We start from the raw sequence: 24921 nt of genomic DNA, 5'->3' as shown, positions 1-24921 counted from the left end.
TTCAGGCCACCTTGTCCGTATAGCGGTAGGGCCCGAGCCGGTCCTTCACGGAGAGTCGCCGGTGCCGACCGACGACAGCGCGCCCGACAGTCCCCGAATGATCTCGGCCGTTCGCCGCACCTCCGCCTCGCTGCCGAGGCTCTCGCACAGGTGCCGGGCCAGCTCGGCCAGAGCGGAGTCGATCTCCCGCTTCGCCGCCGCGCCCCGCTCGGTGGCGGCGAGTAGTTTCGCCCGCCGGTGCGCCGGATTGTCCAGGTAGACCGCGAGCCCCTGGGATACGAGCAGGTCGGCTATGCGCTGCACGCTCTGGCGGGTGGTCCCGACCCGCCGGGCCACCTCGGAGACCGACAGCGACTCGTCCGTCACCGTGCTGAGGATCTGCCAGCGCGCCGCACTGAGCCCGAACGACAGCGCCAGCCGGTCGACGGCCGCGGTGAACCGCCCGTTCAGCCGGAAGACCGCCACGGCGGCCCGGCTGAACGCCTCGGCCTCCCCGGACTCCGCTGTACGCGTCAACGCCGGCCCCCTTCCGTACGTCTTCCGAGTCGCTGCACGATAACAGCGCGTGGTCGCACGGACGAGAGCCGTGCGCGGCCCTGGAGGAGGTGCGGGCCGCCACTGGTCCGTTGGCCGATCCATGGCCGACGGAACCCTTCGGTAACCATGCCAATGGCCCTGCCCATCGCTGCCGAGTTGAGCCAGTGGGCCCCCAGGTGCTTATCTGTGTCGTATCCATGTACTTACGGCGCCGCGCAGCGCCGGACGGCAACGAGGCCGGTTCCGGAGCGCGGCGCCTTCGCCGTGCCCGTCCGCAGCCCACCACCCCCGGGCCGCGCCGGACCGGCGCGCACCACTGCAGGGGGGCGGCACACCGCTGTGAAGAGGATGTTCGTGGCTCCGGATCCGGGGCGTCTGAGACTGAGGACCGCGGCCCGCGCCGTGATCGGCGTCGGCGCCGCCGTCGCCCTCGCGGAACTGTGCGGTCTCTCCCTGACCGCCTCCATCACCGGCGGACTCGCCGCCCTGCTCGCGCTCTTCACCGTCACCGACCCGACCGTGCGCCGCCAGGCCGTCACCACCGCCCTGCTGCCCGCCGCCGGCTTCCCCGTCCTGGCCCTCGCCACCGCGCTGCACGGCGTGACCCCGCTCCGGGACGCCGCCTTCGTCCTCGTCGTCTTCTGCGGGGTCTACGCCCGCCGCTGGGGCCCGCGCGGCCACGCGCTCGGGATCTTCGCGTTCATGAACTTCTTCATCACGCAGTTCCTGCACGCCCTTCCCGCCCAGCTCCCCGAGCTGTACGCCGCCGTCGGCCTCGCCCTGATCGCCGCCGCGGCCGTGCGCTTCCTGCTGTGGCCCATCGAGCGGCGCACCCCGCCGCCCGCCGCCCCCGCGCCCCTGCCCGGCCGCGGCCTGGCCCGGCACACGACCCGCCAGGCCTTCCAGGCCACCGCCGCGTGCGCCGTCGCCCTCACCGTCGGCCAGGTCCTCTCCGAGGACCGCTGGTACTGGGCCGTCGGCACCGCCTGGTGGATCTTCGTCAACACCGCCTCCCGCGGCGAAACGCTCGTCCGCGGCTTCCGCCGGGTCCTGGGCACCGTCGTCGGCGTCGCCGCCGGCGTGCTGATCGCCATCCCGCTGGACGGCGCGCCCGTACCCACCGCCCTCCTGGTCGCGGTCTGCGTCTTCGGGATCTTCTACACGGCCGCCGTCTCGTACAGCTGGATGATCCTCGCGGTCACGCTGATGGCGGGGCTGCTCTACGGCCTCCTCGGCGTGCTGGACCCCGGCCTGCTCGTGCTCCGCCTGGAGGAGACGGCCGTCGGGGCGGTGTGCGCCGCCCTGGCCGTGGTCCTCGTCCTGCCGGTCACCACCCACGCCACGAACGACGCCTGGATCCAGCGGGCCCTGCACTGCGTGCACGCCGCCACCGCCCAGGCCACCGCCCGCCTCGCCGGCTCCCCGACGGCGGACCCCGCCCCGCACGCCGCGGAGCTGGAGACCCTGCTGGCCCGGGTCCGGATGGCGCTCGCACCGCTGGTCCACCCGCTCAGCCCGTTCCGCGCCCGCAAGGCCCGCGCCGGCCAGGTCATCGCCCTGCTGGACGACTGCGCCCGCGAGGTGCGCGGCCTGGTGGCCGTCGCCGCCGACCCGGACGCCGGGCACGACGCCCGCCTCGCCGCGGCCTGCTGGCGCGTCGAGGCGGCGGTCCAGGCGATGACCGCGGGCGAGCGGGAGCTCGAAGCGCCCGCCGCGGCGGGCGCCACCGCGTCGCCCGCCGCCGGTTCCGGGCCCGCGCTCGCCCACCTCCAAGGGCTGGAGCGGGCCCTCGCCGAACTGGCCACCCCGCTCGGCAGCGACCCGAAGGCCCCGTTCGTCATCAGCGCCTGAGCAGCCCGCCCCAGGCCGGCTCCCGCCCCGCGGGCGGCCGGCCGGGGGAGTGCACCACCCCCAGGGCCTGCGTCGCCCGGGTCAGCGCCACGTACAGGTCGCTCGGCCCGAAATCGGCCGGCTCCACCACGACCACCGTGTCGAACTCCAGCCCCTTGGCCTGGCGCGGATCCAGCAGCACGACCGCCCGCGTCAGATCGGGCTGCTCGCCCTCCAACACCCCCGGCAGTACGCCGGCCAGCGCCCCGTGCAGAGCCCGCGGCGCGATCACCGCGAGCCGCCCCTCGGCCGGCCGCTCCCGCTCCACGGCCTCCGCGACCGCCCCGGCGAGGTCCCCGGCCTCCCGGGCCCACGGCCGCACCCCGGTGGCCCGTACCGACCGCGGCGGCTCGAAGCCGGGATCGCGCTCCCGCAGCACGGCCGCGGCCACCTCCATGATCTCGGCCGGCGTGCGGTAGTTGACCCCCAGCCGGACCAGTTCCCAGCGCCCGCCCACGTACGGGAAAAGGATCCGCTCCCAGGACCCGCAGCCCGCCTCGTCGCCGGTCTGCGCCGGATCGCCGACCAGCGTCATCGAGCGGGTCGGACAGCGCCGCATCAGCAGCCGCCACGCCATCTCCGACAGCTCCTGCGCCTCGTCCACGATGACGTGCCCGAAGGCCCAGGTGCGGTCGGCCGCGGCGCGCTCCGCGGTGCTGCGGTGGTCGGCCTCCTCGTGGCGCTCCGCCATCCGCTCGGCGTCGATGATGTCGTGCGCCGCGAGGTACTCGTTCTCCTCGTCCTCGAACTCGTACGACTGCGAACCCGCGGACACGTCCAGCACGCCCTGCGCGTAGGCGATCCGCCGCTGCCGCTGGCGCTCCTCGGCGGCGCGCAGCGCGCTGTCGTCCTCCCCGAGCAGCTCCGCCGCCTCGTCCAGGAGCGGTACGTCGGCCGGGGTCCAGTCGGGCCGCGCCGAGGGCGCCCGCCGGATGAGCCGGGCCTCGTCCGCGGGCAGGTGCGTGGGGTCCGCCAGGAAGTCGGCGACCAGCCGCTGCGGGGTGAGCGAAGGCCACAGCGAGTCGATCGCCGCGTGCACGGCGCGGCTCGTCGCGATCTCCTTGCCGAGCTGGGCGACGTCGTCCGGGCCGAGCAGGTTCGGTCCGCCGTACGGATCGGCCCCCAGCCGGTCGGCGAGCTGGGCGGTGAGCGCGTCGATGATCCGGAAGGCGAACGCCGGCCGCGCCCGGTTGTGCGGCAGCCCCGTGGCCCGGGCGCGGTCGCGCGCCTCGTGGGCCATCGTGCGGTCGAGCAGCAGGGTCCCGTAGTCGTCGTGGTCGATCTCCAGCGCGGGTTCGGGGACGGTGTCGTACTCCTCGCCGGTGCCCGCCGGCACGTCCTCCGGCAGGGACTGCCGGTCGGCCACGACCCGCGCGAGGACCTGCGCCATCGCGGCGCGCCCCTTGACGGCGGCGGCCCCGGGACGGTCGGTCCCGGTCGCGTGGACCCCGGGGAACAGCTCGCCCGGGGTGGACAGCAGCACGCCCGTCTCGCCGAGGGCGGGGAGCACCCCGCCGATGTAGCCCAGGAAGGCCGGCCCCGGCCCCACGATCAGCACCCCGCGCTTGGCGAGCAGCTCGCGGTGGGCGTACAGCAGGTAGGCGGCGCGGTGCAGGGCGACCGCGGTCTTGCCGGTGCCCGGTCCCCCCTCGACGACCAGCACCCCGCGGTGCGTGGAGCGGATGACACGGTCCTGCTCGGCCTGGATGGTCCGCACGATGTCGTGCATGCGGCCGGTCCGGGCGGCGTCGAGCGCGGCCAGCAGCACGGCGTCCGCGTCGGCGCCCTCGTGGCCCGTGCGCTCCGCGTCGGTCAGGTCGAGGATCTCGTCGTGCAGGGCGGTGACCACCCGGCCGCGGCTGCTGATGTGCCGGCGGCGGCGCAGCCCCATCGGGGTGTGCCCGGTGGCGAGGTAGAAGGGGCGGGCGACCTCGGCCCGCCAGTCCAGGACCAGGGGCGTGCGTTCGGCGTCGTCGGCGCGGATCCCGATGCGGCCGATGTGGTGGTCGCGGCCGTCGGAGAACTCCAGGCGGCCGAAACAGAGACCGTTCTCACCGGCATTCAGGGCGGAGAGCAGACCGGACTGCTCGGCCACCAGGACATCGCGCTCCAGGCGCGCCTGAAATCCGGTTCCGACGTCGCGCAATGCCCCTTCGACCGCCTGTTCGGCCTGGTCGCGCAGGTCGTCGAGGCGCCGATAGAGGTCGGTGACGAATTGCTGCTCTTTCCGGAATTCCTCGGTTGACAATTGCACTCCTGCCGCGCTACAGTGTCCTCGTAAGCTTTCTTGCGTCATCACCCAAGGTGAAGTCGCGAACTATTCAATATACGCCTTCTCTTCCCTCGGCAGCGAATTCGGCCGGGGGATTTTTTGCGTACGGTGGATCTCATGACCACCGCACACGGCGCCGCCGGCGCAATCGTCTACCGCCTCGCCCGCCCCGAGGACGCGGGCGCCATCGAGGCCCTGGACAGTTCCTTCACCACCCCCACCGTCTTCGAGGTGGCCGCCTCCGGCGACGGCTTCGGCTTCCTGCTCCGCGAGGTCCCCGTGGACCCGCCCGTGCACAAGGTGTTCCCGCCCGAGGAGCACGACGAGCAGGGATTCGCCGGCGCCCGGGGTCCCGACGTGGACGCGGACACCCGCACCTTCGTGGCCCTCGACGGCGGCGAGCTGTGCGGGTTCGCCGCCGTGGGCTACGCCGCGTGGAACCGGCGGCTGACCATCGAGGACATCGAGGTCGCGCCCGGCCACCGGGGCCGCGGGATCGGCAGCGCCCTGATGGAGCGCGCCGCGGAGTTCGCCCGTGAGCGCGGCGCGGAACACCTCTGGCTGGAGGTCAGCTCGGTCAACGCCCCCGCCGTGCACGCCTACCGGCGCATGGGGTTCGGCTTCTGCGGCCTCGACACCGCCCTCTACGGGGGCACGCCCTCCGCCGGCGAGCAGGCGCTCTACATGAGCCGGCCCTGCCGCTGAGGGGTCCCGACCCGCCCCCGCCGAACCACCCCGCCGACCCACCCCGGGGACCCGCGCGCGCCGGAGCGTGGAAGGTGTCTGACGGTTCGTCAACTGCCCCGGCGCGCCGGATTCTACGCCTTCGCGCCCCCTGTCCGCAGCCCGATCCATGAGGATCACCCGGAGGAGTGTTCCGGGAGCTCATGCCATACGCCGCTGACCTGCGGCAGGTACAACGGGTAATTGTTTACTGCACATTCATCCGGCACGTACAGGGTGGATCTGGTCGGACAGGGGGTAACCCGCCGGAATGGAAATTCTTCAACAGCGCTCCACCACCGCACAGGTGTGGCAGGCGGCCGAGGAGTTCATCCGACTCTTCCACAGGGAGAACGCGGGCGCGGGTGATCCGCGCGACCGGCTCGCCGCCGTCAGGGCGGAACTCGCGGACACCGGTACCTATGTGCACACGCCCGCGGAACTGGTCCACGGGGCGCGCGTGGCCTGGCGCAACAGCAACCGCTGCATAGGCAGGCTCTACTGGAACTCGCTGCGGGTCCGCGACCGGCGCGGGCTCACCGACGCGGACGCCATCGCCGCCGAGTGCTTCGACCACCTGCGCGAGGCGACGAACGGGGGCCGGGTCAGGCCCACCATCACCGTGTTCGCCCCGGAGGCCCCGGACCGCCCCGGGCCGGTGATCTGGAGCGAGCAGCTCGTCCGGTACGCGGGCTACGGCGACCACCCCTCGATAACCGTCGGTGACGCCCGCAACGCCCCGCTGACCGAGGCCCTGCTCCGGCTCGGCTGGTCCGGCGGCGCGGGCACCCCCTTCGACCTCCTCCCGCTGGTGGTCCAGGGCGTCGACGACAAGCCCCGGTGGTTCGACACCCCCGCGGACGCCGTCCTCGAAGTGCCGATCGGCCACCCCGACGGCGACGGCTGGGCGGACTGGGGCCTGCGCTGGCACGCCGTACCCGCCATCTCCAACATGTGCCTGGAGATCGGCGGCATCCACTACTCGGCCGCGCCCTTCAACGGCTGGTACATGGGCACCGAGATAGGCGCCCGCAACCTCGCCGACACCGACCGCTACAACCTCCTGCCCGCCGTCGCCCGCCGTCTGGGCCTGGACACCTCCAGCGACCGCTCCCTGTGGAAGGACCGCGCCCTCGTCGAGCTCAACCGGGCGGTGCTGCACTCCTTCGACCACGCCGGGGTCACGATCGCCGACCACCACAGCGAGTCCCGGCGCTTCCTCTCCCACATGGAGCGGGAGGAGCGCAAGGGCCGCGAGGTCGGCGCGGACTGGTCCTGGATCGTGCCGCCGATGTCCGGCGCCGCGACCCCCGTCTTCCACCGCACCTACGAGGACCGCCCCAGCAGCACGGCCTACGTCCACCACGCCGGCGCGCAGGAACGGGCCCAGGGACGGGATTTGGTCTAGACCTTCTGTTACCGTCGGCTCCGGACGGATCGGACAGCGGTGAGAGGGGTTTCCTGTGGGCGGCGCGGACAGCACGGACCGAAGCGGCGAACACCGGGCCTACATCGGTTCCTTCACCTCGGGGGGCGGCCGCGGCGTCACCGTCGCGGCCGTGGATCCGAAGACCGGGGCGCTGACCCCGCTCTCGGTCGCCACCGCCGAGGATCCGTCGTACCTCGCCCTCGCCCGGGACACCGGCGTCCTGTACGCGGTGAGCGAGACCGAGCGGGGCGGGGTGGCGGCCTTCCGGCCCACCGCCGGCGGCCTCGCCCCGCTCGGCGCACCCGTGCGCGTCGGCGGCTCCGGACCCACCCACGTCAGCGTGGCCGGACGGCGCCTGTTCACCGCCAACTACACCTCGGGCAGCATCAGCAGCCTCGCGCTGGCCGCCGACGGCCGCCCGCAGGGCCCCGCCCGCGTCCTCGCCCACCGCGGCTCCGGGCCCGACACCGCCCGGCAGGAGGGTCCGCACGCCCACCAGGTGCTGCCCGACCCGACCGGCCGCTGGGTGCTCAGCGTGGACCTCGGCACCGACTCGGTACGGGTCTGCGCGCCCGACCCGGCCACGGGCGAGCTCCGGGTGCACGCGGAGACGGCGCTGCGCGCCGGTACCGGGCCCCGCCACCTGGTCTTCCACCCGGAGGGCGGCACGGTCTACGTCCTGCACGAGCTGGAGCCGCAGGTGACCGTCTGCCGCTGGAACGGCGCTTCCGGGCACCTGGAACCGGTCGGGGAGGTTCCGGTGGCCTCCGCGGGTGCTCCAGGGGCCGTACGGGCGTACCCCTCGGCAGTCGTGGCCTCACCCGACGGACGGTTCGTCTGGGCGGCCGTCCGCGGGGCCGACGTCCTGGTCACCCTCTCGCTCGCCGACGGACCGGGCAGGCCGCGGCTCACCGGCACCGTGGACTGCGGCGGAACCTGGCCGCGGGACCTCGTCGCGGACGCCGCCGGGAGCCGCCTCTACGCGGCCAACGAGCACTCGGGCGACGTCACCTGGTTCGACGTGGACCCGCTGACCGGGCAGCCGCACCGGGCCGGCTCGCTGGCCGTGCCCGCCGCCACCTGCGTGGTCCTCGGCCGGGAGCCGTGACCGCGCGAAGGCCCCCGCCGGCCGGAGTACCGGTGCGGCGGGGGCCTTCGCGAGGAGTCGGGCGGGTCAGTGCGCGGGCGAGGCCTGGGGGATCCCCAGGGCCGCGGTGTACTGCGCGACGGCCAGCTTGCCGAGTGCCGGGTAGGCGCCGAGCACCTCGGCGGTGGCGCAGTCGGCTTCCTTGCAGGCGGTGTCCAGCAGGCCGTCGGCGGCCTCCGGGCCGATCAGGTACGGGGCCAGCGCGAGCTGCGTGGAACCCTCGCGGCGCAGCTGCTCGGCGACCGCGGCCACCGAGCCCTCCTGGTCCAGCGCGGCCGCCTGGACGGGCACGGCGAGGCGGGCGGCGAGCAGCATGCCGGTGATCCCGGCGGCCTGCACGGCCTCCTCGCCGCCGGTGGTCGCCAGGACGATGCCGTCGGCGGCGGTGGTCACGGTGAACAGGCGGGCGCGGTCGGCGCGGGCCAGACCGGCCTCGGACAGGCGCACGTGCAGGCCCTCGGCCAGCAGCGGGTGCGGGCCGAGGACGTCGGCCAGCTCGGCGGCGGCGGAGGAGTCCATCAGCGCCTGGCGCATCCGGCGCAGCAGGTCGCTGTCCGGACCGGCCAGCAGCGGGACGACCACGGCGTCCGGGCCGGACTGCTCGGGCACCTCGTGGCCGGCGGCGCGGGCGAACTCCACGCGCGCGGTCCGGTCGGCCGCGACGGCGCTCAGCACGCCGGACAGGGACGGGAACTCGGAGGCGTCGTCACCCTCCAGGAAACCGATGCGGGCGTCGAGGCCCGGCAGCTCGGAGCGGCCGATGCTGATGATCTCTTCCGCGAGCCCCCGCGAGGCGGCCGACGGCGCTCCGGGCACGGCGAGTACCAGCGCGGGCGCGCCCTCGGGCGCAGCCGCGGGCTCGGGCCGGCGGTGCCGTCCGGTCGGGCGGGGTCGCGGCATTCGTACGGGCAGGCCATTTGCGGGGCCAGTGGGGGAGCTCATGGCGCCGCATGCTACTGGCTTATCGGAACAAGGTGTTCGGGCAGGGCCTTCTCGTGCCGCATCTGTCCGTATTTATCCGGTGAATTGCAGATACGTTCAACTGACGGACGGCAAGCGCCAGTCCACAGGCTGTGAACCCTGGCCCACCAGCAGCTCGTTCGTCCTGCTGAACGGCCGGGACCCGAAGAAGCCGTAATCGGCCGACTTGGGGGAGGGGTGCGAGGACTCCACCACGGGCAGGTCGCCGAGCAGCGGCCGCAGGTTGCGCGCCGCGCGGCCCCACAGGATGGAGACCAGCGGCTTGCCGCGCGCGGCCAGCGCGCGGATGGCCTGGTCGGTGACGGCCTCCCAGCCCTTGCCCTGGTGCGCGTTCGACCGGCGGGGCGCCGTCGTCAGCGAGCGGTTGAGCAACAGCACGCCCTGGCGGGTCCACGGGGTGAGGTCGCCGTTCGCGGGCCGGCCGGTCCCTATGTCCCGGTGCATCTCCAGGAAGATGTTGTCCAGGCTCGGCGGCACCGGCCGTACGTCGGGGGCCACCGAGAAGGACAGGCCCACCGCGTGCCCCGGGGTCGGGTACGGGTCCTGCCCCACGATGAGGACCTTGACCTCGTCGAAGGGCTGTTGGAAGGCGCGCAGCACATTGGCCCCGGCGGGGACGTACGTCCTCCCCGCCGCGATCTCGGCTCGCAGGAAGTCGCCCATCGCGGCGATCTGCGTCGCCACCGGCTCCAGAGCGCGGGCCCAGCCCGGCTCGACGATCTCGTTCAACGGTCGTGCTGCCACGGTGGATCACTCTACTGGCCGATCGTCGCCGCCCGCACACAGAGGACGTCCGGCAGGTGCTCGGCCAGCAACTGCCAGCTGTCGCCGTCGTCGTGGCTGGCGTACAGCTCGCCGTTGCGGTTGCCGAAGTAGATCCCCGCGGGGTCCGCGTCGTCCGTGCAGAGCGCGTCGCGGAGCACCGTGCCGTAGTGGTCGGAGTCGGGCAGTCCGCGCGTCAGGGGCTCCCAGGTGGCGCCCGCGTCCCCGGTGCGGAAGACCCGGCACCGGTGCTCGGCCGGGACCCGGTCGGAGTCGGCGTTCAGCGGGAAGACGTAGGCGGTGTCCGGCCGGTGCGGATGGGCCGCCACCGCGAATCCGAAGTCGGAGGGCAGCCCGCCGCCGATGTCCGTCCAGCGGCCCCCCGCGTCGTCGCTGCGGTAGACGCCCCAGTGGTTCTGCAGGTACAGCCGGTCCGTGTCCCCGGCGTCCCGGGCGATCTTGTGGACGCACTGGCCGAACTCGGGGTTCGGATCGGGCAGGAACACCGCCGAGACCCCGTCGTTGGACGGCTTCCAGCTCGCGCCGCCGTCCTCGGTCCGGAACACCCCGGCGGTGGAGACGGCCACCGTCACCGTGTCCGGGTCGCGGGGATCGGTGAGCACCGTGTGCAGGCCCTCGCCGCCCCCGCCGGGGACCCACTTCCCGCGGGTCGGGTGCTCCCACAGGGGGCGGACCAGCTCGAAGGACTCGCCCCGGTCCGTCGAGCGGAACAGTGCGGCCGGCTCGGTCCCGGCGTAGACCACGTCGGGGGCCTCCGGTCCGGTCGGCTGCAGCTGCCAGACCCGTTCCAGGGAGGCACCGGTGTCCTGGGGGAACTTCACTGCGGCCCTGGCCGGTTCCCGCCAGGTGGCCCCCAGGTCGTCGGAAGTGAAGACGGACGGCCCCCAGTGGGTGCTGTCCCCGCCGACCAGCAGCCGGGGAGCCGGCCCGCGCCGGTCCACGGCGACGGCGTAGACGGCCTGGGCGTTGAAGTGGGGCCCGCCGAACTCCCAGGGGCCGTCCCCCCGGCGGCGGCCGATGAACAGTCCCTTGCGGGTTCCCACGAGCAGCAGTACCTCGGCCATGGCCGGCACCTCCGGACCTCGTCGTCCATTGAGTGTTCGTTCGTTGCGGGGTGTCTTTCCGGCCAGTCTGCACCCGGCCACCGACAGGGGCCCGGCGGACGCCGCGCACCTCGCATCGAATGATCTATACCGATCATTTACCGCCCGGAAATGATTGCGCCTTGCATGGGGGTGTTCGCAGTGGGTTGACTTCAAGCCACTGCTTGCCGCACGTGAGAGGACGTATGTGGCCACCGAGCACCTGTCTCCGCTCGACCTCGCCTTCTGGCGGATGGAAACCGCCGACCACCCCATGCACCTCGGCGCCCTCGCCGTCTTCCGCGCCGCCGCACCCCCGGGTTCCGGCGACGGGCACGCGGCCGAGCGCGCCGCCGCCCTCCTCACCGCGCGCTGTGCGGCCGTGCCCGGCCTGCGCCGCCGGATCCGGGACGTGCTGCTGCCGCTCGGCGCCGCCGCCTGGTCGCCGGACCCCGGCTTCGACCCGGCGCGGCACGTCTTCCTCGTCCGCACCGACCTCACCTGCGTGCACGAGGCCGCCGGGCCGCTGATGGCCCGCCCGCTGGACCGGGAGCTGCCCCCCTGGGAGGCGCACGTCCTGGCCGGGCCGGACCCGGAGTCCTTCGCCGTGCTCTTCAAGTTCCACCACGCCCTCGCCGACGGCCTGGGCGCCCTCGCCCTCGCGGCCGCGCTCTTCGACGAGGTCCCGGGTCCGCGGGCCCCCGTGCGCCCGGTCCCGGGGCAGCGGGCCGGCACCGTCCTGAGCCGGCTGCCGGGGGCCCTGGCCGCCCGCGTCCAGGGTGTCGGCCAGGCCCTGGAGATCGGCGCCGCCGTGGCCCGCGGCGGGCTGCCGCTGGGGGTTCCGGCCGCCCTCACGGCCGGTCCCACCGGCGCGGGCGGGCGCACCGTGGCCGGTCTCGCGCTCGACCTGGACGAGGTCAACCTGATCCGCAAGGGGGCCGGCGGCACCGTCAACGACGTGCTGATCACCCTGGTCGCGGGCGCGCTGCGGCGCTGGCTGGCCGAGCGCGGCGACCCCGAACCCCTGGGCGCCGGTCCGCGGGCCCTGATCCCCGTGTCCCGCCGCCGCGGGCTCCGGGGCGGCGAAGGCGCCGGGAACCGGCTCTCCGGCTACCTGCTCCGGCTCCCGCTCGCCGAACCCGATCCGCTGCGCCGGCTGGACCGCGTACGCGTCGGCATGGACCGCAACAAGGACGCCGGCCCCGCCCGCGGCGCGGGGGCCGTGGCCCTGCTCGCGGACCACGTCCACCCGCTCGGCCACCGGCTCGGCGGGCCCCTGGTGGCCCAGGCGGCCCGGCTGCTCTACGACATCCTCGTCACCAGCGTCCCGCTGCCCGGCCTCACCTTCTGCCTCGGCGGCAGCCGGGTCCACGAGGTCTACCCGCTCGCCCCGCTGGCGCGCGGCCAGTCGCTGGCCGTCGCGGTGTCCACCTACAAGGGGACGGTCCACTACGGCCTCGTCGCCGACGGGGCCGCCGTCCCGGATCTGGCGGCGCTGGCCGGGGCGCTGCGCGCGGAGCTGGACGCGCTTGTACGAGAGGTCTCGTAGTACGAGGAAATTCGTAGTATGGTGATCCTCGTACTTAGCCGCCGATCCCGGCGCGCCCGGTGACCTCTGGAGAGCCCCGATGAGTGCTGCCCCCGCCGTACCCGCCGCCTTCGCCGCCCTGTTCGAGCCGTACACCCTGCGATCGGTCACCGTCCCGAACCGCGTCTGGATGGCCGCGATGTGCCAGTACAGCGCCGAGGCCTTCGGCCCGAACGCGGGCGTGGCCACCGACTGGCACTTCGCCCACTACGCCGCCCGCGCGACCGGCGGCACCGGCCTGATCATCCAGGAGGCCACCGCGGTCTCCCCGGAGGGCCGGATCTCCCCGTACGACCTCGGCATCTGGAACGACACCCAGGTCGAGGCCCTGCGCCGGATCACCGGCTTCCTCAAGGCGCAGGGGAGCGTCCCCGGGATCCAGATCGCCCACGCCGGCCGCAAGGCGTCCACCGACCGCACCTGGAAGGGCGGCGCACCGGTCGGCGCCGACGCGCACGGCTGGCAGCCGGTCGCCCCCAGCGCCGTGCCGTTCGCCGAGAGCCACCCGGTACCGCACGAGCTGACGGCCGATGAGATCGCCGGGATCACCGGCCAGTTCGCGGCTGCCGCCGGCCGGGCGCTCGCCGCGGGCTACGAGGTCGTGGAGATCCACGGCGCCCACGGCTACCTCATCGGGGAGTTCCTCTCCCCGCACAGCAACAGGCGCACCGACGCCTACGGCGGATCCTTCGAGAACCGGACCCGCTTCGCCCTCGAAGTCGTCGACGCCGTACGGGCGGTGTGGCCCGAGGAGCTCCCGGTCCTCTTCCGGATCTCCGCCACCGACTGGCTGGAGGAGGAGGGCTGGACCGCCGGCGAGACCGTGCGCCTGGCCCGGCTCCTGCAGGAGCACGGCGTGGACCTCCTCGACGTCTCCACCGGAGGCCTCGCTCCCGGCGTGACGATCCCGGTCGGCCCCGGCTACCAGGTGCCGTTCGCCGCCCGGGTGAAGGCCGAGACGACCCTCCCCGTGGCCGCGGTCGGCCTGATCACCGAGCCGGAGCAGGCCGAGAAGATCCTGGCCAACGGCGAGGCCGACGCGGTCCTGCTGGGCCGTGAGCTGCTGCGCGACCCGTTCTGGGCCCGCCGCGCGGCCGCCGAACTGGGCGCGGAGATCCGTACGCCCGAGCAGTACCACCGGTCCTGGTGACGGCGGTGCGGCCGCGGCGACCGGGCCGCGGCCGCACCCCCGTTCCCGCCGACGCCGGCGACCCCCGCGTCTGCTTCGACGGCTCTCGTACCATGGGGCCCGGACCAAGCCGAGTCAGCCGAGTGAGCGGAGCAGGGACATGACGGATCGGGACACCTCCCACCGGGACACCTCCCGCACCCCGGCCCACCCGGAGGCGGCCGAGATCCGCCTGGAGGGCGTGCTGCACGCCCTCTCCGACCCGGTACGGCTCTCCATCGTCCTGGACCTGGCCGGCTCGGCGGACGACCTGGCCTGCTCGCACTTCGACCTGCCGGTCACCAAGTCGACGAGCACGCACCACTTCCGCGTCCTGCGCGAGAGCGGCGTCGTACGCCAGGCCTACCGCGGCACCACCAAGCTCAACGCCCTGCGCCGGGACGACCTGGAGGCGCTCTTCCCGGGCCTGCTCGACAGCGTCCTGACGGCGGCCGAGGCCGAGGCCGCCCGCCTCACCGCCTGAGCCGCTCCGGGCCGCCAGGGCGGCCCGCTGTCGGCGCCGGTTGATATACACCTGCCATGGCCGCATTCCACGACTTCAACTTCAAGCTCCTCGTCGTAGAGAAGCTCATGTACGGGGACGAGCCCCTGACGCCGCCGTTCAGCCTGCGCGCGCACATGAGGGAGCGCGGGATCGAGGACCTGGACGCCTACGTCGCGGAGAACGGCCTGGAGTACACCGTCCTGGACGAGGCCCGCGCCCACTTCGCGGAGCTGGAGATCCCGGCGGACCTCCTCGCGACCGTCGAGGAGCTGACCTTCGACGGCGGCCACCAGGTCTTCATGGAGTGCGCCCCGGTGTGGGACGGCGAGGACGACCTCTTCGACGTCCGCCGCCTCGACGACCTGGCCCTGCTCCCGAACCTGAAGCTGTTCACCGGCGGCAGCGCCCTGGAGCACATGATCCCCGGCGCCCTGGAAACCCTGTCCGCCAGGGGCATCGAGGCCCGCCACTAGCCTGTGTGGAAAGTCCTGGTCGCGTGAGGTGTGGCGGCCATGGGGGCGCGTCGTTGTCAGTGGTGCCGTGCAGGATCGGGGCGTCAGTTTTCGCGGAGGTGGGGGGAAGTGCCATGCCGATCACACACCAGCAGGTGGCGGGATACGAGTTCCTGCGGCAGATGTACGACGACTCGTACTTCCCTGATCACGTGGTCGACCGGGGAAGGACGATCCTGCTGCGACTGTGCGAGCGCATCGAGGCCGAGCGGCCGTCGGACCTGGAGAGCCTGTACGCACTCACCCAGGCTGCGACGGAGGAGTTCAACCTGCTGGAGAGGGAGTTCGAGGCGGCCGGGAGTGAGATCGAGACCGTGGCGCGGGAGTGGATCTGTGACGAGTTCTGCTTCGTCGCGTCCGCGTACGGGTTCACGGAAGCGGAGCCAGAGCAGCTGACATCCGGCCGGGACTGGTGAACCGGGAGGGGACGGCTGTCTCCGTTCAACCACGCGCCTGTGGCGGTTGCGCGCCCGGTCGGCCCTGGCCGGGGAGGACCGGCGCGGGGGTGTTCTCGGCGGTCACCGTCACGCCCTCGGTGATGTTCTCCGGAGTGAGGACCAGGGGGCCGAACACGGGGTTCGCGGGCAGGTCGTAGCCGGGCGGGGCCTGGGTCTCCTGCCAGTAGTAGACGCCGGTCGGCAGGGTGCGGGTGCAGGTGCCGTCGGCCGCGGTGGTGCAGGTGTCGCCGATCTGGGTGTCGGGGTCGCTGCCGGTGGACTGGAGTCCCGGGATGCCGTTGGTCTCCTCCCAGAGCTGGAAGACGGCGCCGCCGAGGGGGTTGCCCGTCGCCGCGTCCTCCTTGACCACCCGGGCGTCGCCGAGGGGCACACCGGGTCCCTCGCACCCAGGACGTCCCGTGTCGCAGCCGGGCGGCGGGCACCATGCCCACCCGACGGCCAGGGCGGCGCGCTCAGGGCAAGGGGCGGCAATCCCGGCGGCCCGGTCCGCGACGGCCGGGCGATCGCGGACGACGGTGCCCGCCCCGGCCCCCGCAGCGACCGCGGGCGCCGAGAGCACCAGAGCTGTGGCCGCCATCCCCAGGACCCAGGGCCTCCACCCGGCCCCTGACCCGCGCGATCCGTACGGTGCCATGACGCTCCATCCGCTGCTGCTCCGGGTTCCGCTCCCGCCACATGATCGGGCCGCGTACGGAGCCCACGGCGGCGACACTCCCGCACGGCGGTGGTCCGGCGCGACCACCACCCGGAAGCGCCACCGCCGACGGCGATCCGGGCCCGGGCCCGGGCTCGGGCCCGGATCCGTCCCCTGCCGCGCAGCGGCGGCTACGGCTGCGCCGCGTCCGCCGCGGACAGGAGGCCCGCCCAGTCCGGGATCTTGACGGAGCGCCGGCCCAGGGAGCGTCCCAGGGCCGACTCGGCCGATTCGATGGCCAGCCAGCCCGGCCACCGCACCGGGTGCAGGCCCGCCGCCCGCAGGGCGTCCAGCGGGTCGCCGGGCACTTCGCGCCGGGCCAGCGTCCCCGCGTCCTGGAGCAGCGAGGACGCGGTCTCCTTCGCGCACGGCCGGTTCGTCCCGATCACCCCGGTCGGGCCCCTCTTGATCCAGCCCGCCACGTACTCGCCGACCGAGGCCCGGCCCGCGCGCAGCACCCGTCCGGCGGCGTGCGGGACCGTGCCCTTCACCGGGTCGAAGGGCAGCCCCGCCAGGGGCACGCCCATGTACCCGACCGAGCGCAGCACCAGCTGCGCCTCGACGTCCTCGTGGACGCCCGTCCCGGTCACCCCGCCGCGGCCGTCCGGAGCGGTCCGCTCGAAGCGCACCCCGGCGACGCGCCCGCCGGGCCCACCCAGGACCTCCACCGGGCGCAGGTAGAACCGCAGGGTGATCCGGCGCGGCCCCGCGCCCGGGGACGCATCGGCCCAGCCGCGCAGGACCTCCAGGTTGCGCCGGGCCACCGCCGGCAGGGCGGCGGCCGCGGCCGGATCGGCGTACAGCGGGTCCAGCGCCAGCTCCGCCGGGTCCGCCCGGGCGTCCACACCCGGCAGCGTGCCCAGTTCCCGCAGCTCCTTGGTGGTGAACTTGCCCTGGGAGGGGCCGCGCCGGGCCACCATCGACACCCTGCGCACCCCGCTGTCCGCGAGCGCGCCGAGCGCGGGCTGCGGCATGTCCGTCGGAGCCAGCTCCGCCGTGCCGCGGGCCAGGATCCGGGTCACGTCCACCGCGACGTTGCCCGCCCCGACCACCACCGCCGACTCGACCCCGGGCAGGTCGAAGGCCTCGGCGGCGGCATCGGGGTGCCCGCTGTACCAGGACACGAACGCCGTCGCGGAGTGCACCCCGGACAGGTCCTCGCCGGGGATCCCCAGCAGCCGGTCCCGCGCGGCGCCCACGCAGTACACGACCGCGTGGTACAGCTCCAGCAGCCGGTGCGTCGGCAGGGCCGCCCCGCCGACCTCGACGTTCCCGAGGAAGCGGATCCGCTCGTCCTCCAGCACGGTGCGCAGGTTCCCCTGCAGCGACTTGATCTTCTCGTGGTCCGGTGCGACCCCGTAGCGCACGAGCCCGTAGGGGGCGGGCAGCCGGTCCAGTACGTCGACCCGCACCCCCGGCACCTCGCGCTGCTGGACCAGCGTCTGGGCCGCGTAGACCCCGCTGGGACCCGATCCGACGACGGCGACACGAAGCACGGCGGAGCTCCTCCCGCAGGTGGTCCCAGCATGACACCGGCTCCCGCGCCGGTCAGCCCATCCCGCGCATCCGGTGGATCTCGGCGCTCTGGGTGGCCACGACCTCGTTGGCCATCTCCTCGACGGCCGGATTGTTCCCGCCGGCCAGCGCCTCGCCCGCCATCGTCAGGGCCCCCTCGTGGTGGGCGGTCATCAGCTTCAGGAAGAGCCGGTCGAAGTCGGCGCCCCTGGCGTCGGACAGCTCCTTGAGCTGCTGTTCGGTGGCCATGCCCGGCATCGCTCCGTGGTCGTGGGCGTGCCCGTCCCCGTGCCCGGGGGCGGCCGTGCCGGTGCCCGCCGCCGGCGCCGGGTGGAGGGCCAACCACTTCTGCATCGCGCCGATTTCGGGTTTCTGGGCGGCCGTGATCCGCTCCGCGAGCCGTTTGACCGGGTCGGTCGCCGCCCGCTCGGGAGCCAGCGCGCTCATCGTCAGCGCCTGCCGGTGGTGCTCGATCATCCGCTGTACGTAGGAGTGGTCGGCGGCGTTGGGGCTGTCGTCGGGTTTCGCCTCGGCGGCCTGTTCGGGGGTGAGCGTGCGCGACTTCTCGCCCGGCCGGCCCGGCGCGACGATCGATGCCCGCCCGTCGTCGGCCCGGTCCGCACCGTCGTCCTGGCAGGCGGTGAGCGTCAGGAGGAGGCCGGCGGTCGCCATCGCCGCGGCGAGCCGGAGGGGCCGCGCGGGTAAGGCCTTGCGGCCCCGGAGGTCTTTTGCCATGTCCATGAAGGGAAGATACTGCCGGGGTCCTGGTTCCGTTCCCCTGCGGACGGAACCGATCGGGCTCCCACGGGAGGCACAGTGACCTCGCTACACACCAGGAGAGCGGGCAGCCGGAGGGTGGTGGGCGCGGCCGTCGCGGCGGCCGGACTCCTCGCGACCCTCCTCGCGGCCGGACCGGCCGCCGCCACACCCGACCCGGGCGACTTAACGCCCGGCCACGGCAACCATCAGGGCGCGGGCGCCGCAGAGGGCGCCGAACTCGCCCCGGGGACCATCCCCGGCCAGGACGAGATCGTGCACAGCGCCAACATCAAACCCCTGGCCAACATCCCCTCCACCGACCCCACAGTGATCAACTCGGACCTCGCGTTCCAGGGCAGGTACGCCTACGCGGGCAACTACAACGGCTTCACGATCTACGACATCGCCAATCCCAAGGCTCCGAAGAAGGTCACCGAGGTGCTCTGCCCCGGCGGGCAGAACGACATCTCCGTCGACGGCGACCTGCTCTTCCTCTCCACCGACTCCTCCCGCAGCGACGACTCCTGCAACAGCGTCTCGCAGCCCGCGACGGAGAAGTCCTCGTGGGAGGGCATCAAGATCTTCGACATCAAGGACAAGAAGAACCCCCGGTACATCAAGTCCGTCGAGACGGCCTGCGGCTCCCACACCCACACCCTGGTCCCGGGCCGCAAGGACATCTACCTCTACGTCGCCTCCTACTCCCCGAACGAGGCCTTCCCCGACTGCAAGCCGCCGCACGACGGCATTTCGGTGGTGAAGGTCCCGAAGAAGAGCCCGACGAAGGCCGCGGTCGTCGCCTTCCCGGTGCTCTTCCCCGACGGCGGCAACCCGGGCGCGCCCACCAACCCGGGCGTCTCCAAGACGACGGGCTGCCACGACATCACCGTGCTGCCGTCGAAGGACCTGGCGGCCGGCGCCTGCATGGGCGACGGCATCCTCTTCGACATCAGCAGGCCCGAGCAGCCGCGCGTCATCGACCGGGTCCAGGACAACGTGAACTTCGCGTTCTGGCACTCGGCCACCTTCAACGAGCGCGCGAACAAGGTGGTGTTCACCGACGAGCTCGGCGGCGGTGGCGGTGCCACCTGCAACGAGGCCACCGGCCCCAACCGGGGCGCCGACGGGATCTACGACATCACCGGTCGCGGGGACCAGCGCAAACTCGTCTTCCGCAGCTACTTCAAGATCCCGCGCCACCAGGCCGACACCGAGAACTGCGTGGCCCACAACGGCTCGCTGGTCCCGGTCGGCGGCGGCCGGGACATCATGGTGCAGGCCTGGTACCAGGGCGGCGTCTCGGTGTGGGAGTTCACCGACTCCGACCGGCCCAGGGAGATCGCCTACTTCGAGCGCGGACCGCTGACCACCGACAAGCTGGGCCTCGGCGGTTCCTGGTCGGCGTACTACTACAACGGCCACATCTACTCGAACGACATCGCCAAGGGCCTCGACGTGCTGAGGCTCGACGACCGGCGGACGGACAGCGCCAAGCGGGTCCGCATGGACCGGCTCAACGTGCAGACCCAGCCCGAATACCACTGAACCGCGTGAGGTCAGAGGTCTGAGGGAAACGTTCCGCCGGGCGGCAGCCCGCCGTCCGGCGGTACACCGAGTTCCCAGTCCAGCCCGTAGCGCTGGAACAGCTCCGCCCGCAGCCGGACGGCCGGCATCGGGGCCCCGGGCAGCAGCACCGCCACCACCGCGCCCATCAGCAGGGCGCGCAGCAGCGGGTAGTCCGCGTCCACGTCCGCCGAGCCGTACCGGGCGACGGTGTCCCGGAGCAGCTCGGCCAGCCGCCGCTGCTCCGGGCACTGCACGAAGCCGTCCGCCGTGAGGATGCCCGCCATGTGCGTGCGCATCAGCAGCGGCTCGTCCCGGGCGAGCCCCAGGATCGCGTCGATGGCCCGTGCCAGCCGCTCCCGCCCGTCCTCCGTGCGCGGCTCCCGCTCCAGCGCGGCGCGCAGGGTGAGGTGCATCAGCCGGTGCACGGCCGACTGCAGCAACTGACGTTTGCCCGGGAAGTAGTACGAGACCAGGCCGCGCGCGGCGCCCGCCCGGTCGGCGATGTCGCCGAGGGTCGTGGCCTCGTAGCCGCGCTCGGCGACGAGTTCCACTGTGGACTGCAGCAGCCGCTCCCGGGAACGTCTGCGCAATTCTTCATTGACCGATGCGCTGCGCGGGGACATGCTTACTCCTGCGTTGACTGGCTCACAGCCAATATACTCAGCGCACGGGGTCGCCTGCTCTGGGTGACACGGGGGATCATCCAGGGCAGGCGCGCCGCATCCTCAGCGCTCCGCCCGCTCGCGCCCACGGCCGCCGACGGGGACCGACACCACCAGGACCACCAGGGCCACGCCCAGGAGCCAGCCCGCCACGACGTCCGAGAACCAGTGCACGCCGAGGTAGAGCCGGGTGAAGCCGACGCCGAGGACCGACACCGCGGCCGCCGCCCAGGCGGCCGGGGCCCACTTCGGGGCCGGGCGGGGCATCAGCCACAGCAGCATCCCGCACACCACCGTCGCCGTCATGGCGTGGCCGGACGGGTAGGCCGCGTAGTGCGCGGAGTCCACCGGGTCGGACCACACGGGGCGCTCCCGCCCCACCGCCGCCTTCAACCCCTGCTGCACCAGCGAGGCCACCACCGCCGCCAGCGCCACCCGCAGGGCCCGCTCCCGGTCACCGCGCCACCACAGCACGAGGCAGGCCGCGGCGGCCAGTGCCCGCATCGTCCACGGGTCCCAGACCCAGTCGGACAGCACCTGCATGGACCGCGTCACCCCGGAGTGGGCGACGGCATGGGCGTGCAGGTCCAGGGCGACCCGTTCGTCCCATGCCAGCAGTGGCTGCCAGCCCGCCACCACCAGTGCGGTCAGCACCGCCCCGAGCAGCAGGCAGCCGATCCCCATCCACCGAAATAGATCGTTCCGCATGAGGAGATCCTTGCAAAAGCGGCGCCCTGCCGGCGCCGGGCTCGCGCTACGTCAGCGCGCTCAGCCCCGGTACGAAGGCCACCAGCAGGGGGATCGCCGGCACCAGCGTGGCCAGCACGGTCAACCGCAGCCGCCGGCCCGGCGAGAGCCGGGGCGCGGCCGACAGCAGCCTGCGCACCCGCTGCGGGACGTGCGCCTCCGGCGCCGAGGAGGCCGCGAACACCCCGCGGTCCTCGTTGAGTCCGACGAGCGCCAGCGCGACCGTCAGCCGACCGAACCGCCGCGAGGCCATGTCGTCGGCGGCCAGCTCCACCAGCCGGTGCATCTCCGCCTCGAAGGCGGCGAAGACCGGCACCTGCGGGAAGCCCCGGGCCAGCGCCCGCGAACAGTGCAGCAGCCAGTCGTGCCGGGCCGTCGCGTGCCCCTGCTCGTGCGCCATCACCGCGTCCAGCTGGCTGCCCTTGAGCCGGCCCAGCGCCGCCGTCGTGACCACCAGCTGCGGGGCCGCTCCCGGCAGCCACCAGGCATCCGGCCGGGAGCCCTCCAGCACGACGAGCCGCGCGCCCGCCGGGTCCTCCCCGGGCAGCAGTGGAGCCCGCTCCAGCAGTTCGCTGCCCTGCGCGCGCCGCCGGGCCCGGGCCCGCAGCACCTCCCCGGTCAGCATCGCCCCGGTCCACAGGCCGCCGCCCGCGAGGGCGAGGGCGGTGGCGGCGGCCCACGGACCGCCGGACGCGCCCAGCGCGTACGCATCGGCCACCCCGTGCGGGGCCACGGCGAAGAGCCGGCCCCGCACCGCCTGCCAGGCCGCCGCGGCGCTCAGCAGCATGGACAGCCCGAAGCACAGCAGCACCGCGCCGACGACGCACTGCCACGCCCACAGGGCCACGACCGGTTCTCGTTCGGGCCACTGGGCCCGGGCCAGCAGGCGGGGTGCGAGCACCGCGGTCAGAGCGCCGAGCACGAGGAGGGCGGCGGGGACCATCATGGCCACCAGCCTATGAGCGAGGGACTACCTGCGGGTATGAGACGGGGGCATTGGTGACGCAGGACACGTTTCCCGGCGCCGTCACATCGACAGCAGCATCGCCAACATCCCCATTCCCATGGCGAGTCGGCAGGCCCTGACGAGCTCCGTGGACGTGACGTGCAGCGGCGACGGCGATGCGGACGGAGGCGATGCGGACGGCGGCTCGGGTGCGGGCGAGGAGGGGGATGCGGGCGCGGGGAGCGGACCGCCCGCGGTGATCAGCCGCGCGCCGCCGAGCACCACGTAGCCGGCGTAGTAGAGCAGGAGCGCCCCCGTCAGCAGCGGCGGCCCGGCGCCCTCGCCGTGTCCGTGCCCGCCGCCGGCCCCCGCTGCGGCGGCCATGTAGACCATCGTCAGCGACCCCACCAGGTGGTGCGCGTGGTGCGCCCCGCCCCGCAGCAGCCACAGGGCGTGCCCGGCCGCCGCGCAGAAGACCGCGCCCAGCAGGGGCGGCCGCCACCCGTCGCCGTCCCCGAGGGGCACCGCCATCAGCGCCATGCCGAACCCCATCACCGCCTCCCCGGCGGCGGCCCCGCCCGCTCCGCGGACCTGCCGCAGGCAGTACGCGCCGCTCACCGCGCACAAGAGCACCAGCAGCCAGGAGGAGACGGAGGCGGAGAGGGACGAGGCGGATCCGTGCACGGCGGAACCTCCCGGTTCGTCGGCGTCACGGGGAGAGATGCCCCTCTCACACGGCCCTCACGCGGCGCCGGGATAGGCTCTCCCTGCCGTCCCAGGCATGTCATATGCCACCGCACCGAACGGAGCGCCCATGTCGACCGCCCAGCCCGCAGCCCTCAGCTTCCGCAGCGCCGTCGAGGCGGACGTACCGGAACTGGTGGCGCTCGTGGAGTCCGCGTACCGCGGGGACGCCAGCAGGGCCGGCTGGACCACCGAGGCGGACTACCTGGACGGACAGCGCACCGACCCGGACGGGGTCCGCGCCGTCATCGACAGCGAGGACGGCGTCCTGCTCGTCGTCGAGCGCTCGGGCGAACTCGTCGCCTGCTGCCACATCGAACACCGCGGCGACCACGCCTACTTCGGCATGTTCGCCGTCCGCCCGGGTCTGCAGGGCGGCGGCCTCGGCAAGGAGATCCTCGCCGAGGCGGAGCGCCGCGCCGCCGAGACGTGGGGCGCCCGGGAGATGCGGATGACGGTGGTGAACGTGCGGGAGGAGCTCATCGCCTACTACGTGCGCCGCGGCTACCGGCGCACCGGCGAGCTGAGCCCCTTCCCGTACGGCGACGAGCGCTTCGGCATCCCGCTCCGCGACGACCTCGCCTTCGAACTGCTGGTCAAGCCGCTCCAGCCGTGAGCCGCCCGCCCGCGGCCGCGCTCAGGCGGTGAAGCGGCCCGTGCTGCGGATCTCCGGGAAGTCCGTGGCCACGCCGTCCAGTCCGAGCGCCCGCGCCAGCCGCAGCCGGTCGAGGGTGTTGACCGCGAGGCCGGTCACCCGCAGGCCCGCCGTGTGGGCCGCCTCCACCGTCTCCAGGGAGATCCGGTGGATGTCCAGGGCGATGGTGGCCGCGCCCGCGGCCACCGCCCGGTCCACGACCGTTCCGGTGCCGTCGTCGGGGGAGTGCGCGAACAGGGTGGTCCGTACGCCCGGTACCCGGCGGGCCGCCTCGGCGAGCACCTCCTCCTGCGCCGAGGCGATCTCCACGCGGGCGACCAGGTCGCGCCGCAGGATCAGCTCCGCGAGCACGCCGGCCACCGTCCGGTCCGCGACGAACGCGTGGAGCGGTGACCGGACCGCGTCCAGCACCTCCTCGAACACCGGGACGCGCTCGCCCTGACCGGCGTCCAGCCCGCGCAGCTCGGCCAGGGTCAGATCGGCGACGGCCCCCGAGCCGTCGGTGGTCCGGTCCACCTCGGGGTCGTGCACGGCGACGAGGACGCCGTCCTTGCTCAGCCGGAGGTCCAGGGCGATGGCGTCCATGCCGGAACGTTCCGCTCGGAGGTACGACCGCAGGGTGTTCTCCGGCTCGACGCCCATGACCCCGCGGTGACCGATGGTGAGGAAAGTCAAGGTTCTCTCGCTTCCGTCGACGGCGGCTCCCCGCGCGGTCGCGGTGTCCCGACCGGCCGCGCGCGATGAGGTCGCATGCTAGTGCGCCGCCCGCGGATAGGGACCGCCCGTGCACGGCCCCGCGGAAGCGCCACCGACCGCTTCCCGCCAGGGTCGTGCGCCCCCGGGAGGCCTTCCGCGGCCGTGTCGCGTCACCCGGGCGTGGGCGCGTCCCCGCCGGCTTGACGCCCGTCCGCCCCGTTCTGCCGCGAGAGTTCCACCAGATCGGCCAACAGGGCCTCGCCCAGCTCCAGTTCGGCCAGGTGCTGCCGTTCGCTCCAGCGCAGGGCGAGACCCGGGAAGGCCCATTCCGGTACGTCGGCCGCCTGCTCCATGGCCTCCCGTACGGCGGCCAGTTCGCCCCGGGTGCGCTCCAGGTGCTCGCCGACCATCGTGCGCAGGCGCGCCGGTTCGGCCAGGTGGCCGAGCCAGATCCGCAGCAGCAGGCCGTGCTTGAGCACCGGGGGGCCGGCCTCGGCGGTGTCGGCGGCCCAGCCGGACAGGGCCCCGCGCCCGGCCGCGGTGATGGCGTACCGGCGCTTGGCCCGCGGCTCCTCCGGCCCCGAGCGCGCGGAGGACGCGTACCCGAGTTCCTCCAGACGGCGCAGCTCCGCGTAGATCTGGCTGATGGCCGGCGACCAGTAGAAGAAGCGGAGCGAGGAGTCCGCCCACTTCTTCAGCTCGTAGCCGGTCCGCTCGCCGGGGAAGGACAGCAGGCCGAGAACGGCCCACGCGGTCGGCGGAAGGTCCGGGTCCTGCTTCTGCTCTTGCTTCTTCGAGGTGTGACTACTAGTCATATTCCGAATTGAAGTAAGACCGGGCACGGGACGCAACCTTGGAGGCA

The 24921-nt window shown here is 73.8% G+C and carries 25 protein-coding genes; 11 read left to right on the top strand and 14 right to left on the bottom strand.

What is annotated here, in order from left to right:
- Positions 1–45 precede the first annotated feature (45 nt).
- Positions 46–516 carry a MarR family winged helix-turn-helix transcriptional regulator gene (locus AB0O53_RS07915; RefSeq protein WP_350991185.1) on the bottom strand — a complete coding sequence of 157 codons (471 nt, stop codon included), beginning with the start codon at positions 514–516 and terminating at the stop codon, positions 46–48.
- A gap of 369 nt (positions 517–885) precedes the next feature.
- On the opposite strand from AB0O53_RS07915, the gene AB0O53_RS07910 reads away from it, so the two are divergent.
- Positions 886–2388, top strand: coding sequence for an FUSC family protein (locus tag AB0O53_RS07910; RefSeq protein ID WP_350991187.1), 1503 nt, complete (start codon positions 886–888; stop codon positions 2386–2388).
- Here AB0O53_RS07910 and AB0O53_RS07905 read toward each other — a convergent pair.
- Entirely contained in the window at positions 2378–4723 is a 2346-nt protein-coding gene (locus AB0O53_RS07905; RefSeq protein WP_403137394.1) for a HelD family protein, read from the bottom strand. The two genes, AB0O53_RS07910 and AB0O53_RS07905, sit on opposite strands and share 11 nt — an antisense overlap.
- Positions 4724–4816: 93 nt before the next feature.
- Between AB0O53_RS07905 and AB0O53_RS07900 the strand changes: the two genes are divergently transcribed.
- From AB0O53_RS07900 to AB0O53_RS07890, 3 genes are all read left to right on the top strand, one after another.
- On the top strand, positions 4817–5404 hold the full coding sequence (locus tag AB0O53_RS07900) for a GNAT family N-acetyltransferase (protein WP_350991190.1): 588 nt from the start codon (positions 4817–4819) through the stop codon (positions 5402–5404).
- A gap of 289 nt (positions 5405–5693) precedes the next feature.
- On the top strand, positions 5694–6830 hold the full coding sequence (locus tag AB0O53_RS07895; RefSeq protein ID WP_350991191.1) for a nitric oxide synthase oxygenase: 1137 nt from the start codon (positions 5694–5696) through the stop codon (positions 6828–6830).
- Positions 6831–6885: 55 nt separating this feature from the next.
- On the top strand, positions 6886–7959 hold the full coding sequence (locus tag AB0O53_RS07890) for a lactonase family protein (protein ID WP_350991193.1): 1074 nt from the start codon (positions 6886–6888) through the stop codon (positions 7957–7959).
- A 66-nt stretch (positions 7960–8025) separates the two neighbouring features.
- Here the strand turns inward: AB0O53_RS07890 and AB0O53_RS07885 are convergent, their stop codons facing one another.
- From AB0O53_RS07885 to AB0O53_RS07875, 3 genes are all read right to left on the bottom strand, one after another.
- Positions 8026–8940, bottom strand: coding sequence for a sirohydrochlorin chelatase (locus AB0O53_RS07885; protein WP_350991195.1), 915 nt, complete (start codon positions 8938–8940; stop codon positions 8026–8028).
- A 96-nt stretch (positions 8941–9036) separates the two neighbouring features.
- A complete protein-coding gene (locus AB0O53_RS07880; RefSeq protein ID WP_030657563.1) occupies positions 9037–9723 on the bottom strand; it encodes a uracil-DNA glycosylase in 687 nt (228 codons plus the stop codon).
- Between the two features lie 11 nt (positions 9724–9734).
- On the bottom strand, positions 9735–10826 hold the full coding sequence (locus AB0O53_RS07875; RefSeq protein WP_365193870.1) for a WD40/YVTN/BNR-like repeat-containing protein: 1092 nt from the start codon (positions 10824–10826) through the stop codon (positions 9735–9737).
- A gap of 226 nt (positions 10827–11052) precedes the next feature.
- Between AB0O53_RS07875 and AB0O53_RS07870 the strand changes: the two genes are divergently transcribed.
- The 5 genes from AB0O53_RS07870 (at position 11053) to AB0O53_RS07850 (ending at position 15033) form a co-directional block, all read left to right on the top strand.
- A complete protein-coding gene (locus tag AB0O53_RS07870) occupies positions 11053–12393 on the top strand; it encodes a wax ester/triacylglycerol synthase family O-acyltransferase (RefSeq protein WP_350991199.1) in 1341 nt (446 codons plus the stop codon).
- Between the two features lie 79 nt (positions 12394–12472).
- Entirely contained in the window at positions 12473–13582 is a 1110-nt protein-coding gene (locus AB0O53_RS07865; protein ID WP_365193867.1) for an NADH:flavin oxidoreductase/NADH oxidase, read from the top strand.
- Between the two features lie 139 nt (positions 13583–13721).
- Entirely contained in the window at positions 13722–14084 is a 363-nt protein-coding gene (locus tag AB0O53_RS07860) for an ArsR/SmtB family transcription factor (protein ID WP_365193865.1), read from the top strand.
- A 56-nt stretch (positions 14085–14140) separates the two neighbouring features.
- Positions 14141–14578: a DUF6892 domain-containing protein gene (locus tag AB0O53_RS07855; RefSeq protein ID WP_365193862.1), complete on the top strand. Its 438-nt coding sequence runs from the start codon at positions 14141–14143 to the stop codon at positions 14576–14578.
- Between the two features lie 113 nt (positions 14579–14691).
- Positions 14692–15033, top strand: a complete 342-nt coding sequence (locus AB0O53_RS07850) for a DUF5713 family protein (RefSeq protein WP_365193859.1) — start codon at positions 14692–14694, stop codon at positions 15031–15033.
- 25 nt (positions 15034–15058) lie between these two features.
- On the opposite strand, the gene AB0O53_RS07845 is transcribed toward AB0O53_RS07850, so the two are convergent.
- The 3 genes from AB0O53_RS07845 to AB0O53_RS07835 form a co-directional block, all read right to left on the bottom strand.
- Positions 15059–15445: a prealbumin-like fold domain-containing protein gene (locus tag AB0O53_RS07845; protein ID WP_365193856.1), complete on the bottom strand. Its 387-nt coding sequence runs from the start codon at positions 15443–15445 to the stop codon at positions 15059–15061.
- Positions 15446–15900: 455 nt separating this feature from the next.
- Positions 15901–17265 carry an FAD-dependent oxidoreductase gene (locus AB0O53_RS07840; protein WP_350991211.1) on the bottom strand — a complete coding sequence of 455 codons (1365 nt, stop codon included), beginning with the start codon at positions 17263–17265 and terminating at the stop codon, positions 15901–15903.
- A gap of 52 nt (positions 17266–17317) precedes the next feature.
- Positions 17318–18025, bottom strand: coding sequence for a DUF305 domain-containing protein (locus AB0O53_RS07835; protein ID WP_403137382.1), 708 nt, complete (start codon positions 18023–18025; stop codon positions 17318–17320).
- 75 nt (positions 18026–18100) lie between these two features.
- Between AB0O53_RS07835 and AB0O53_RS07830 the strand changes: the two genes are divergently transcribed.
- Positions 18101–19588, top strand: coding sequence for an LVIVD repeat-containing protein (locus AB0O53_RS07830; protein WP_350991213.1), 1488 nt, complete (start codon positions 18101–18103; stop codon positions 19586–19588).
- A gap of 11 nt (positions 19589–19599) precedes the next feature.
- On the opposite strand, the gene AB0O53_RS07825 is transcribed toward AB0O53_RS07830, so the two are convergent.
- The 4 genes from AB0O53_RS07825 to AB0O53_RS07810 all read right to left on the bottom strand — a co-directional run bounded on the left by AB0O53_RS07825 (position 19600) and on the right by AB0O53_RS07810 (position 22648).
- A complete protein-coding gene (locus tag AB0O53_RS07825; protein ID WP_350991215.1) occupies positions 19600–20232 on the bottom strand; it encodes a TetR/AcrR family transcriptional regulator in 633 nt (210 codons plus the stop codon).
- A gap of 102 nt (positions 20233–20334) precedes the next feature.
- The gene (locus AB0O53_RS07820) at positions 20335–20979 is read right to left on the bottom strand and encodes a phosphatase PAP2 family protein (RefSeq protein ID WP_350991217.1); all 645 of its coding nucleotides are present in this window, start codon (positions 20977–20979) and stop codon (positions 20335–20337) included.
- 46 nt (positions 20980–21025) lie between these two features.
- Positions 21026–21964 (bottom strand): M56 family metallopeptidase, encoded by a 939-nt coding sequence (locus AB0O53_RS07815; RefSeq protein WP_350991219.1) that lies wholly within the window; start codon positions 21962–21964, stop codon positions 21026–21028.
- Positions 21965–22045: 81 nt separating this feature from the next.
- A complete protein-coding gene (locus tag AB0O53_RS07810; RefSeq protein ID WP_350991221.1) occupies positions 22046–22648 on the bottom strand; it encodes a DUF5134 domain-containing protein in 603 nt (200 codons plus the stop codon).
- 130 nt (positions 22649–22778) lie between these two features.
- Between AB0O53_RS07810 and AB0O53_RS07805 the strand changes: the two genes are divergently transcribed.
- Positions 22779–23324: a GNAT family N-acetyltransferase gene (locus AB0O53_RS07805; protein WP_350991223.1), complete on the top strand. Its 546-nt coding sequence runs from the start codon at positions 22779–22781 to the stop codon at positions 23322–23324.
- A gap of 21 nt (positions 23325–23345) precedes the next feature.
- Here AB0O53_RS07805 and AB0O53_RS07800 read toward each other — a convergent pair whose 3' ends face one another.
- The gene (locus tag AB0O53_RS07800) at positions 23346–24038 is read right to left on the bottom strand and encodes a glycerophosphodiester phosphodiesterase (RefSeq protein ID WP_365193851.1); all 693 of its coding nucleotides are present in this window, start codon (positions 24036–24038) and stop codon (positions 23346–23348) included.
- Positions 24039–24229: 191 nt separating this feature from the next.
- A complete protein-coding gene (locus AB0O53_RS07795; RefSeq protein WP_350991227.1) occupies positions 24230–24874 on the bottom strand; it encodes a PadR family transcriptional regulator in 645 nt (214 codons plus the stop codon).
- Positions 24875–24921 lie beyond the last annotated feature (47 nt).

This window comes from Streptomyces erythrochromogenes (genome assembly GCF_040684695.1).
Taxonomy (GTDB): domain Bacteria; phylum Actinomycetota; class Actinomycetes; order Streptomycetales; family Streptomycetaceae; genus Streptomyces; species Streptomyces erythrochromogenes_C.
This window is presented reverse-complemented; position numbering and strand designations above follow the sequence as displayed.